The sequence below is a fragment of the Escherichia sp. E.sYA108 genome (assembly GCF_011754335.1).
Lineage (GTDB): Bacteria > Pseudomonadota > Gammaproteobacteria > Enterobacterales > Enterobacteriaceae > Escherichia > Escherichia coli.
On sequence record NZ_JAAQVZ010000001.1, the window covers coordinates 3717324 to 3728651 of the forward strand.

Annotated in this window: 12 protein-coding genes and 1 other annotated feature; of the genes, 3 read left to right on the plus strand and 9 right to left on the minus strand. The window is 53.3% G+C overall.

The window, feature by feature from the left end; genetic code table 11:
• Positions 1-71 precede the first annotated feature (71 nt).
• Positions 72-1376, minus strand: coding sequence for an inosine/guanosine kinase (gene gsk / locus HBM92_RS17900; RefSeq protein ID WP_000671574.1), 1305 nt, complete (start codon positions 1374-1376; stop codon positions 72-74).
• 151 nt (positions 1377-1527) lie between these two features.
• On the opposite strand from gsk, the gene aes reads away from it, so the two are divergent.
• Positions 1528-2487 (plus strand): acetyl esterase, encoded by a 960-nt coding sequence (gene aes / locus HBM92_RS17905; protein ID WP_000801819.1) that lies wholly within the window; start codon positions 1528-1530, stop codon positions 2485-2487.
• Here the strand turns inward: aes and hemH are convergent.
• The 8 genes from hemH to HBM92_RS17945 all read right to left on the minus strand — a co-directional run bounded on the left by hemH (position 2484) and on the right by HBM92_RS17945 (position 10515).
• Positions 2484-3446, minus strand: coding sequence for a ferrochelatase (hemH, locus tag HBM92_RS17910; RefSeq protein ID WP_001250114.1), 963 nt, complete (start codon positions 3444-3446; stop codon positions 2484-2486). The two genes, aes and hemH, sit on opposite strands and share 4 nt — an antisense overlap.
• Before the next feature lie 131 nt (positions 3447-3577).
• Positions 3578-4222, minus strand: a complete 645-nt coding sequence (adk, locus tag HBM92_RS17915) for an adenylate kinase (protein ID WP_001313630.1) — start codon at positions 4220-4222, stop codon at positions 3578-3580.
• A 180-nt stretch (positions 4223-4402) separates the two neighbouring features.
• Positions 4403-6277 (minus strand): molecular chaperone HtpG, encoded by a 1875-nt coding sequence (htpG, locus tag HBM92_RS17920; protein ID WP_000678201.1) that lies wholly within the window; start codon positions 6275-6277, stop codon positions 4403-4405.
• Positions 6278-6386: 109 nt separating this feature from the next.
• The gene (gene recR, locus HBM92_RS17925; protein ID WP_001195025.1) at positions 6387-6992 is read right to left on the minus strand and encodes a recombination mediator RecR; all 606 of its coding nucleotides are present in this window, start codon (positions 6990-6992) and stop codon (positions 6387-6389) included.
• On the minus strand, positions 6992-7321 hold the full coding sequence (locus HBM92_RS17930) for a YbaB/EbfC family nucleoid-associated protein (protein WP_000467098.1): 330 nt from the start codon (positions 7319-7321) through the stop codon (positions 6992-6994). Before HBM92_RS17930 ends, recR begins: the two co-directional genes overlap by 1 nt.
• A 52-nt stretch (positions 7322-7373) precedes the next feature.
• Positions 7374-9305, minus strand: coding sequence for a DNA polymerase III subunit gamma/tau (gene dnaX / locus HBM92_RS17935; RefSeq protein ID WP_000122015.1), 1932 nt, complete (start codon positions 9303-9305; stop codon positions 7374-7376).
• Positions 7977-8041: a sequence feature (DnaX frameshifting element), on the minus strand. Its footprint overlaps the gene before it by 65 nt.
• A gap of 128 nt (positions 9306-9433) precedes the next feature.
• Entirely contained in the window at positions 9434-9985 is a 552-nt protein-coding gene (gene apt / locus HBM92_RS17940; protein ID WP_000127356.1) for an adenine phosphoribosyltransferase, read from the minus strand.
• A 152-nt stretch (positions 9986-10137) separates the two neighbouring features.
• Entirely contained in the window at positions 10138-10515 is a 378-nt protein-coding gene (locus HBM92_RS17945) for a DUF454 family protein (protein ID WP_001188900.1), read from the minus strand.
• Between the two features lie 69 nt (positions 10516-10584).
• Here HBM92_RS17945 and priC point away from each other — a divergent pair, with 69 nt between their 5' ends.
• A complete protein-coding gene (gene priC / locus HBM92_RS17950) occupies positions 10585-11112 on the plus strand; it encodes a primosomal replication protein N'' (RefSeq protein ID WP_000858961.1) in 528 nt (175 codons plus the stop codon).
• Between the two features lie 13 nt (positions 11113-11125).
• Entirely contained in the window at positions 11126-11287 is a 162-nt protein-coding gene (gene rsmS / locus HBM92_RS17955; RefSeq protein ID WP_000051146.1) for a pleiotropic regulatory protein RsmS, read from the plus strand.
• The last annotated feature ends 41 nt before the right edge of the window (positions 11288-11328 follow it).

Consider the following 11328-nt stretch of genomic DNA (forward strand, 5'->3'; position numbering starts at 1 on the left):
GCATCAGGCATTGAAAGCAAAATGCCAGATGCGGCGTGAACGCCTTATCTGGCCTACGAACCGACGATAACTTAACGATCCCAGTAAGACTCTTCCAGGCTGTCTTCACGCTCCGGCAAGCCGCGCGTTAAACGAGGTGAATGCTGGTTCAGTACCTGATAGCTCACACGGTTAGCATATTTACACACCTGCGCTAACGATGAATAAGTTAACCAGGTGAATTTATGTTTGCTGGAGTTTGGTACGTTGCTACGGTGGTAGCTGTTGGCGGTAATGTCATGCAGCAACGCTGCCAGTGCGCCATCCCCTGCTCCATTAGTGTTCATGATTTTTTCCGGCCCGCCCATGTACGGCGCAATGTGCGAATAGACACGCAGCGGATTCTGGCAATCCTTGTGGCGCATGGCGCGGCTAAACTCATACTGATTAAATTCCGCTATAGCACCCGGCAGCAGCGGATGCTGGGTTTTACGTTTCGCTTCGTCTTCGGTAAAGCCTGCCATATACAAGCCGATTGGCCCGGCGGTGCACAGCACCAGATCTACCCAGTCCAGCGCCTTGTCAGATGCCAACAACGGATCGCTTTCTCCGGTCAACGCTTCGGCTTCATCTTCGTTCATCGCAAGGATAGAGACGTGGTCTTTGAGGAATTGCTGCCACCACTGTGGATTCTCGGCAATGACAAACTTGGTGCCCAGCGTCAGCACCACCGGTACGTTATATTTCTTCGCGTACTCAATGGCTTTCATGGTTGCTTCCGGCATGGGTTCACCCGGCTTGCAACGCACCAGATAAGAGGTGAGAACCAGAGCCGAGGCTCCGGCAATCACATCTTCCGGAATACTTTCAGCCCGCAGCTGGTTCATGTGGCCGGGGCTGATAGCAAAGGTACGTTCCCCGGACTCGCCAATCAGCGTAAAGCAACGACCAATTGGGCCATCCACGCCTTGTAGATAGTTAAGATCGGTACGGCTGGAGGTGTTACACAGGTAACGATAGGCATAGCTGCCAATTTCAATATTGCTGCACATGACGCCCAGCAGCACCGAACGGTCGTCCGCGAGCACCGAGTAGTTGTGCATGGTGTTACCAATGGTGCCACCCGCAAACTGATGGGTAATCAGGTTTTTCTGTTTTAGTTCCTGATAAAGCGCTTCGGCAACGTCATCCTCAATCACCAATGAATGCCCGGCGCTTAATCCATAACGCTCAATGAATTCATCATCCACTTTCGCTTCAATATCGACCAGCGTTTGATCGATACCCACTACCCAGGCGGCGCTGGTTTCGTTTTCTGGCTGGAATTGCTGAAGCAGCGGATCGCGTGCGTTTACGGGGAAGTAATGTTTGGATTTACGTTTACCGGGAAATTTCATGGTTGTTTTTACGGGTGGTTAACTGAGCGGCGAATGTTAACACAATCTGACGGGAGCGCGCGAGACACAGCCAGTTTCAATATCAGCAGGCGGGATCGCATTTTCATGGCAGTGGTTCCTTACAATGACGTAATTTGAAAGGAGTTTTTGCATGAAGCCGGAAAACAAATTACCCGTTCTGGACCTTATCTCTGCTGAAATGAAGACCGTTGTGAATACTCTTCAGCCGGATTTACCGCCCTGGCCTGCAACGGGAACGATTGCTGAGCAACGACAGTATTACACGCTTGAGCGCCGATTCTGGAATGTGGGCGCTCCAGAAATGGCAACCAGAGCTTACAGGGTTCCAACAAAATATGGGCAGGTGAAAACACGTATCTTTTATCCGCAGCCAGATAGGCCGGCGACGCTATTTTATTTGCATGGAGGCGGTTTTATTCTCGGCAATCTCGATACCCACGATCGCATCATGCGCCTGCTGGCAAGCTACAGCCAATGTACGGTGATTGGCATTGATTACACCCTTTCACCTGAAGCGCGTTTTCCGCAAGCGATAGAGGAAATTGTGGCTGCCTGTTGTTATTTCCACCAGCAGGCGGAGGATTATCAAATCAATATGTCCCGCATTGGTTTTGCCGGTGATTCCGCAGGTGCCATGCTGGCGCTCGCCAGTGCGTTGTGGTTGCGCGATAAACAGATCGATTGCGGTAAAGTTGCGGGCGTTTTGCTGTGGTATGGGCTTTACGGATTACGGGATTCCGTGACTCGTCGTCTGTTGGGTGGTGTCTGGGATGGCTTAACGCAACAGGATTTGCAGATGTATGAAGAGGCGTATTTAAGCAACGACGCGGACCGCGAGTCGCCATATTACTGCCTGTTTAATAATGATCTCACTCGCGAAGTTCCGCCCTGTTTTATTGCCGGGGCGGAGTTCGATCCACTGCTGGATGACAGCCGTCTGCTTTACCAGACGTTAGCGGCGCATCAGCAGCCCTGTGAGTTCAAACTCTACCCAGGCACGCTGCACGCCTTTTTGCATTATTCACGGATGATGAAAACCGCCGACGAGGCTCTTCGCGACGGCGCTCAGTTCTTTACCGCTCAGCTTTAGCGATACGCGGCAACAAGATTAGCCATCATTTCGATATGTTCCGGCGTGGCATTAAGCGCCGGAATATATTCATATTTTTTCCCGCCCGCACCGAGGAAGACCTCACGGTTTTGCTCGGCAATCTCTTCCAGCGTCTCCAGACAATCCGCAGCAAAGCCCGGGCACATCACCTGAATATGACCCACGCCTTTTTCTCCGAGCATTTTCAGCGTTTCGTCGGTATAAGGCATCAGCCAGGGTTCCCGGCCAAAGCGCGACTGAAAGGTCATCATCACTTTTTCCGGTGCCATCTCCAGTGCGGAAGCGAGTTCGCGAGTTGTTGTGCGGCAACGTTGCGGGTAATCATCGCCTTCATCTGCATAACGCTGGGGAATGCCATGATAAGAGAGCAACAGCAGATCCGGTTCGCCATGTTTGGCAAAAGAAGCACGTACGCTGTTCGCCAGTGCATTAATATAATCGTGGTTATCGGCGTAATCACGAATAAACGATATCCCCGGAATGCTACGTTTGCGCGCCAGAATGCGTGCCAATTCATCCCATACCGCACCGACCGTTGAACAGGAGTATTGCGGATAAAGCGGCAGCACCACAATATGATCTACATGCTCTGCCAGAAGTTCATCTACGGCGCTTTCCAGTGATGGCGAGCCGTAGCTCATTCCCAGCGCCACGGGCGTCTCCGGTAAACGTTGCGCCAGCGCCTGCTGTTGCTGGCGGCTGTAAACCATCAGCGGCGAGCCACCTTCCATCCAGACAGAGGCATACAGCTTCGCCACACGCGGCGAACGCAGCGGCAAAATCACGCCGCGCAGCAACGGCCACCATAACAACCGTGAGGTATCAACCACGCGTCTGTCGCTTAAAAATTGTTTCAGATAGCGTTTTACCGCTTCAGGTGTGGGGGCATCGGGCGTACCCAGGTTTGCCAGCAGGATACCGGTTTTAGTTTGACGCATTACCGCCTCTTATCGATTCAACTTGTTGATAATTGTAGCGGAAAAGTGAAGAAGAAGAACTAATTGCTGTAAGAGGTATTGCCTGAGGAGGATGAGCAGACCTGCCCGAGAGCAGATCTGCGGCGGCTTGATTAGCCGAGAATTTTTTCCAGAGCTGCGCGAACTTCAGCCACCGGCTTGGTGCCGTCAACTTTCGCGTATTTGGTGTTACCCGCTTCAGCTTCTTTGGAGTAGTAGCCGATCAGCGGTGCAGTCATCTGATGGTATTCAACCAGACGTTTACGTACGGTCTCTTCCTGATCGTCTTTACGGGTAGTCAGTTCTTCACCGGTAACGTCGTCTTTGCCTTCTACTTTCGGCGGATTGAATTTAACGTGATAAACACGACCAGACGGCGCGTGAACGCGGCGGCCTACGATACGGTCAACAATCAGTTCGTCCGGTACGTCGAATTCCAGAACGTAATCAACATTGATGCCCGCTTCTTTCATCGCGTCTGCCTGCGGAATGGTACGCGGGAAGCCGTCCAACAGGAAACCGTTGCGGCAGTCTTCCTGAGCAATGCGCTCTTTAACCAGCGCGATCACCAGTTCGTCGGTGACCAGTTTGCCAGCATCCATAATGTCTTTTGCTTGTTTACCCAGCTCGGAGCCAGATTTGACCGCAGCACGCAGCATATCGCCAGTGGAGATTTGCGGAATACCATATTTCTCCATGATGAACTGAGCCTGAGTCCCTTTCCCCGCGCCCGGAGCGCCAAGCAGAATGATACGCATTGCGAAAATCCCCTTAAAATGTGTCGAATTTTTTGAAAAAGCGATAAACGATACCACCAACAGGCGATTGCCTCAAGAAAGGCACCTGAGGCTGAAACGGTTAATGGCAAGATAATTTGCGGAAAGTGCAGATGAAGAAAAGAAAAATGCCGGATGACACGAAGGTCATCCGGCATGACATCAGGAAACCAGCAGCTGGTTCATACGACGAATAAACAGGTTCGGATCTTCCAGCGTACCGCGTTCTGCCAGCAGCGCCTGATCCAGCAGCAGTTCTACCCACTCGCTGAACTTCGCTTCATCTTCAGTATCCGCCGCACGTTTCACCAGTACGTGATCCGGGTTCAGTTCGAAGATGTATTTCACTTCTGGCACTTTCTGGCCCGCCGCAGCGAACAGTTTCGCCATCTGAGTGCTCATTTCGTCCGCGTCGGTCGAAACGATCGCTGGCGTATCGGTCAGACGGTGAGTCAGACGGACATCTTTCACGCGCTCGCCGAGCAGGGCTTTCACACGGTCGATGAACGGAGTCAGTGCTTTCTCCGCTTCTTTCGCGCTCTCATCAACTTCGTCAGCCAGTTTTTCCAGCGACTCGTCAACTTTAGACACAGACTGGAACGGTTTACCGTCGAACTCAGTCAGATAGTTCATCATCCACTCATCGATGCGGTCGGAAAGCAGCAGAACTTCGATGCCTTTCTTACGCAGCAGTTCCAGGTGCGGGCTGCTCTTCGCTGCCGCGTAACTGTCTGCGGTGATATAGTAGATTTTCTCCTGCCCTTCTTTCATGCGGGAAACGTAGTCTTCCAGAGACACGGTCTGCGCAGAAGAATCGGTATGGGTAGAAGCAAAACGCAGCAGTTTGGCGATCGCTTCCTGGTTAGCGAAATCTTCCGCCGGACCTTCTTTCAGTACCAGGCCAAACTGTTGCCAGAAGGTCTGGTATTTTTCCGCGTCGTCTTTCGCCAGTTTTTCCAGCATTTGCAGCACACGCTTGGTCAGCGCATTGCGCAGGTTACGCGTTACCGTGCTGTCCTGGAGGATTTCACGGGAAACGTTCAGCGGCAGATCGCTGGAGTCAATCAGACCACGCACGAAGCGCAGATAGTTCGGCATGAACTGTTCTGCGTCGTCCATGATGAACACACGCTGAACATACAGTTTCAGACCGTGTTTATGATCGCGGTTCCACATATCCCACGGTGCCTGAGACGGAATGTACAGCAGGCTGGTGTACTCCTGCTTACCTTCAACGCGGTTGTGGCTCCAGGTCAGCGGATCGTTAAAGTCGTGGGCGATGTGTTTGTAGAACTCTTTGTACTCTTCATCGGTGATTTCCGACTTGTTACGAGTCCACAGCGCCTGCGCTTTGTTGATTTTCTCCCAGGAGATAACGGTTTCGCCGTCTTTCTCTTCGCGTTTTTCGATCTCTACCGGCAGCGCGATATGGTCGGAATATTTGCTGATGATGGAACGCACACGCCAGTCATCGAGGAACTCGTCTTCGCCTTCACGCAGATGCAGGGTGATTTCAGTACCACGATCTTCTTTAGTGATGTCGGCAACGGTGTATTCACCTTCGCCAGCCGATTCCCAGAAGACGCCGTTTTCTGGTTTTTCGCCTGCCGCGCGAGTACGCACGGTCACTTTGTCAGCCACGATAAACGCAGAGTAGAAACCAACACCAAACTGACCGATCAGCTGGCTGTCTTTCGCCTGGTCAGAACCCAGGGATTCGAGGAATGATTTGGTGCCGGATTTAGCGATAGTCCCCAGATGGTCAATCACTTCGTCGCGGGTCATCCCCACGCCGTTATCGGAGATGGTCAGCGTGCGCTTGTCTTTATCGAAAGAGACACGAACGCGTAGTTCACCATCACCTTCGTACAGGTCCGGGTTAGAAAGCGCGCGGAAACGCAGCTTGTCCGCCGCATCGGAGGCGTTAGAGATAAGCTCACGCAGGAAGATTTCTTTATTGGAATAGAGAGAATGGATCATCAGGTGCAGAAGCTGTTTCACTTCTGACTGAAAACCACGAGTTTCTTGTCCTTTCATGTAGGTCTACCTCAATAATGCCATTTTAAGGTTAAAAACAGGATGAGGGAGAGATGGGGACAAGGGAGAATAATTTCAAGCGAGAGCAGGTGATCCTGCTCTCGTTTGCTTAAAAACGAATCTTATGACGCCCGGCAAGGGAGTGTGACAGCGTGGTGCCATCGACCATTTCCAGTTCGCCGCCAACCGGTACGCCATGAGCGATTCGGCTGGCTTCCACGTCATATTGCGCACAAAGCTCGGCAATGTAGTTAGCGGTAGCTTCACCTTCAACCGTGGGGTTGGTGGCGAGGATCACTTCAGTGATTTTTTCCTCTGCCAGACGCTGTTCCAGACGATCAAGCCCGATATCATCAGGACCGATGCCGTCCAGCGGTGACAGGTGTCCCATCAACACAAAATAACGACCTGAAAACTGCCCCGTCTGCTCAATGGCGTAAATGTCCGCCGGACTCTCCACCACGCAGATTTGACCGTTTTCCTGACGACGTGGATTCGAACAGATGTTACAGACTTCCTGTTCGGTGAAGGTGCGGCAATCGGCGCAGTGACCGATTTCCGACATCGCCCGGGTGAGCGCCTGCGCCAGACGCATCCCGCCGCTACGATCGCGCTGAAGCAGCGTGAACGCCATACGCTGCGCCGACTTCGGGCCAACGCCCGGCAGACAGCGCAGTGCTTCCATAAGCTGTGTTAACAGCGGGCTGGTTTGCATCAGAATGGCATCTTAAAGCCAGGCGGCAGCTGCATTCCGGAGGATACAGAGGCCATTTTTTCTTTCTGCGTTTCTTCAATACGACGTGCTGCGTCGTTGAATGCTGCAGCCACCAGGTCTTCCAGCATCTCTTTGTCGTCTTCCAGCAGGCTCGGGTCGATCTCTACGCGACGGCAGTTGTGTGCACCGTTGATGGTCACTTTTACCAGACCTGCGCCAGATTCGCCGGTGACTTCCAGCTGCGCGATCTCTTCCTGCATTTTCTGCATTTTTTCTTGCATCTGCTGGGCTTGCTTCATCAGGTTACCCAGACCGCCTTTACCAAACATAGGTTTCTCTCTCAATCACGTTAAGGATGACGAACGTAAGCTGTGCTTACGATCAAATGGGGCGGATACTTTCTTCATCCAGCTCCGCATCGAAGAATCGACGCAGGGTCTGAATATTATTATCCGCAATAATGGACTCGCGCGCCTGCGCAAGTTTTTCTTCGTATATCGCCTGACGCCATTCCAGCGGCGTACGCACCGCGGGATTATCATCTTCAACGATAGTCAGTTCAACCGTTGAACCTTTTAACGTGCTCAACGCTTCAGCCAGTTTTTGCTGTGCGCCGCGGTTGTTCAAATGCCGCTGAGAGGAGCGCAAATGCAGACATACTGCGTTGTCGCTCTCCTCTTTCCAGGCATTTAACGCCACCTGTTCGACCAGTTTTGGTAGCGAAAGTTGACTCACCTGAGCCGCCCACGGGTCGCGCTCAATGGCTTCTGCCGCCAGCTTCGCCGCCAGTTCCGGCGTTTTTTCATGTTCCAGCGCTTTTTTCAGCGCCTTCGGCGTGGCGACCACTTCTTTTTGCTGCATCACTGGAGTGGTCGCCTTCCAGCGATACGCTTCTTTTTTGGCTGGCGCTTTTTCCAGCGCCGATGGCACCGGGCGCGCCTGAACGCGATCGGTGACCGAAGCCAGTCTTTCCAGCGCAGCGTTATTCACCGGCCGCGCGCGGGTAGCGGCTGCCGGTTCACTCTTTTTTGCTTTGGTTGCTCCCTGCACGCGCTGCAACTGCTGGCGCGCCGCCAGCACCTGGCTGGTGGTTTCCGGGAGCGGTACAGTCGGTGCCTGCTGCGGCGCTGATTGCGGTTGCGGCGGCACCTGTGTTGGCGTCATTACTGCCGTTGGCGCAACGGGCGCAAAGGACTGGCGTGGCACTTCTGGCTCAGGCAGAGGCATACGCGGATGGAACGCCAGCGCGCGCAGCAGCGTCATCTCAACACCCATACGGCGGTCTGGCGCATACGGTAATTCTTTGCGACCAATCAACAGCGTCTGATAGTAAAGCTGAATATCCGTCGGCGGTATGGTGCGCGCCAGTTCACGCATCCGCAGCTCAATGGCGGCCATGTCGTTGCCAAGAGCAGCAGGCGAAAGTTGTACCATCGCGATACGATGCAACAGACCAAGCATTTCCACCAGCAACGCTTCCCACTCGATACCACGGGCAGCAGCTTCATTAATTAGCGCCATTACGCGCTCGCCGTTGGCCTCGACCATCGCTTCAACCAGCGATAACGCCTGATCGTCGTCAAGCGTACCCAGCATCGCACTGACCGCCTGGGTTGAAACCTGGCCGTCACCGCTGGCAATCGCCTGGTCGGTCAGACTTAAGGCATCTCGCAGGCTGCCTTCAGCGGCGCGTGCCAACAATTGCAGCGCCCGCGGCTCGTGAGCGATATGTTCTTCGTTGAGGATGTGCTCAAGCTGATGGCGAATTTGCTCGACATCCAGCGCCTTGAGATGAAATTGCAGACAGCGTGACAAAATCGTCACCGGCAATTTCTGCGGATCGGTCGTCGCCAGCAAAAACTTAACGTGCTCTGGCGGCTCTTCAAGGGTTTTTAACAGTGCGTTAAAGCTGTGACGCGACAGCATATGCACTTCGTCGATGAGATAAACTTTGAAACGACCACGCGCCGGAGCGTACTGAACGTTATCCAGCAGGTCGCGGGTATCTTCGACTTTAGTGCGCGAGGCGGCGTCGATTTCAATCAGATCGACAAAGCGCCCCTGCTCGATTTCACGACAGTTATCGCACACGCCGCACGGCGTCGCGGTAATGCCGGTTTCGCAGTTTAGCCCCTTCGCCAACAGTCGGGCGATAGAGGTTTTTCCGACGCCACGGGTGCCGGAAAAAAGATAAGCATGATGAATACGCCCTAACGACAAGCCGTTCGCCAGTGCGGTCAGCACATGTTCCTGGCCGACGACGTCAGCAAAGGTTTGTGGGCGCCATTTTCGGGCTAAGACCTGATAACTCATTGGCAGGCTCTGAAACGCTGGAAGGTGGATTCACGAAGGGGGAATGCTAACACAGCCCCGTCAGAACGGCGAGGCTGAATGCACATCTTGTGCTGCCCGTAGCGTGAGCAGCGCAAGACTGACGATAATTAATGGCCCGGGAACGGGACAAGGCTGTAGCTGGTAATGCCCTGTTTTTCGAGACGCTGTTCGCCGCCGAGATCGAACAGGTTGATAATGAACGCAGCGTCAGCTACTTCACCACCCAGACGACGGATCAGTTTAACGGTCGCTTCGATAGTGCCGCCGGTTGCCAGCAGATCGTCCACCACCAGAACTTTGTCGCCCGGTTTGATGGCATCAACGTGGATTTCCAGCTGATCGGTGCCGTATTCCAGGTCGTAAGTTTCACTGATGGTTTCACGCGGCAGTTTGCCCGGTTTACGGACCGGTACAAAGCCAACGCCCAGACCCAGAGCTACCGGAGCGCCAAACAAGAAGCCACGCGCTTCGGTGCCGACCACTTTGGTAATGCCCGCATTTTTGTAACGCTCAACCAGCAAGTCGATGCTGAGAGCGTAAGCTTTCGGGTCTTCCAGTAAGCTGGTGACATCGCGGAAAAGAATGCCGGGTTTTGGGTAGTCCTGAATGCTTTTGATGCTATTTTTGAGATACTCAAGCTGCTGTGCAGTCGCGGTCATAAGTGTATGCCTGCTTGTTACGGTGGTACTCACGGCGCGTTTTGAACGTATCAAAAGTAACAGTTGTTTAACCTTTGACCGCCTGCGCCTGTGCTCGAAAACGCCAGAATGTACTGGCTGTACGCAATAATTGCAACTGCGATTGTTGTGCTTCAGTGCTTTTCTTGCTTTTCATCAATCACCGGAATTCGCCACATATAAAAAAGCAAACAGGCGAGAATTACCAGCAACATGATGCGCACCCACGGCATCTGGACGAACCACAGCGAAATCGTAAACGTAATCAAAATAAGCAAAATCGCCCGTGGTTTTGCGCCGCGCGGCATCGCATGATGTTTCTGCCAGAAACGTAGATAACTGCCAAACCATGAGCGGTACAGCAACCAGGCGTGAAAGCGCGGGGAAGAACGGGCAAAGCACCAGGCCGCCAGCAGGATAAACGGCGTCGTCGGTAATACCGGTAATACCACGCCCAGCGTACCCAGCACTACCGCCAGCCAGCCAATGATGATTAAAATGATTCGTTGCATATTGAGTGTTGTCAGCTTACAGAGTGGCTACTTTAGCATAACAATTATCATTTTCATTGAGGTCTTATCGTGAAAACCACCCTGCTACTGGAAAAACTGGAAGGACAGCTCGCCACGCTGCGTCAGCGTTGTGCCCCGGTAGCGCAATTTGCCACGCTAAGTGCCCGTTTTGACAGGCACCTTTTTCAGACCCGTGCGACAACACTACAGGCTTGTCTCGATGAGGCGGGCGATAACCTGGCTGCGCTTCGTCATGCGGTTGAGCAGCAACAGCTGCCGCAAGTCGCCTGGCTGGCAGAACATCTGGCGGCGCAACTGGAGGCTATAGCGCGTGAAGCCACAGCCTGGTCGCTACGCGAGTGGGATAGCGCACCACCGAAAATTGCCCGCTGGCAGCGTAAACGTATTCAGCATCAGGATTTTGAGCGGCGGCTACGTGAGATGGTTGCCGAACGTAGAGCCCGTCTGGCGCGAGCGACCGCTCTCGTGGAACAGCAGACGCTGCATCGTGAAGTGGAAGCCTATGAAGCGCGCCTGGCACGCTGCCGCCATGCGCTGGAAAAAATCGAAAACAGGTTAGCGCGTTTAACCCGCTAGCAATGGAGAGAGTATGTCACTGGAAAATGCCCCTGACGATGTCAAACTGGCCGTCGATTTGATTGTGCTACTGGAAGAAAATCAGATCCCAGCCCGCACCGTGCTGCGCGCGCTGGATATTGTAAAACGCGATTATGAAAAGAAATTAACGCGCGATGATGAGGCGGAAAAGTGAGAAATAAATGGGGCCGCTAAATGTCCCCTAAGATTGTGGGC

Bases quoted from the DNA above. Each gene is read 5' to 3' on its own strand.
- gsk (WP_000671574.1), bottom strand. From the start codon at position 1,376: ATGAAATTTCCCGGTAAACGTAAATCCAAACATTACTTCCCCGTAAAC.
- aes (WP_000801819.1), top strand. From the start codon at position 1,528: ATGAAGCCGGAAAACAAATTACCCGTTCTGGACCTTATCTCTGCTGAA.
- hemH (WP_001250114.1), bottom strand. From the start codon at position 3,446: ATGCGTCAAACTAAAACCGGTATCCTGCTGGCAAACCTGGGTACGCCC.
- adk (WP_001313630.1), bottom strand. From the start codon at position 4,222: ATGCGTATCATTCTGCTTGGCGCTCCGGGCGCGGGGAAAGGGACTCAG.
- htpG (WP_000678201.1), bottom strand. From the start codon at position 6,277: ATGAAAGGACAAGAAACTCGTGGTTTTCAGTCAGAAGTGAAACAGCTT.
- recR (WP_001195025.1), bottom strand. From the start codon at position 6,992: ATGCAAACCAGCCCGCTGTTAACACAGCTTATGGAAGCACTGCGCTGT.
- HBM92_RS17930 (WP_000467098.1), bottom strand. From the start codon at position 7,321: ATGTTTGGTAAAGGCGGTCTGGGTAACCTGATGAAGCAAGCCCAGCAG.
- dnaX (WP_000122015.1), bottom strand. From the start codon at position 9,305: ATGAGTTATCAGGTCTTAGCCCGAAAATGGCGCCCACAAACCTTTGCT.
- apt (WP_000127356.1), bottom strand. From the start codon at position 9,985: ATGACCGCGACTGCACAGCAGCTTGAGTATCTCAAAAATAGCATCAAA.
- HBM92_RS17945 (WP_001188900.1), bottom strand. From the start codon at position 10,515: ATGCAACGAATCATTTTAATCATCATTGGCTGGCTGGCGGTAGTGCTG.
- rsmS (WP_000051146.1), top strand. From the start codon at position 11,126: ATGTCACTGGAAAATGCCCCTGACGATGTCAAACTGGCCGTCGATTTG.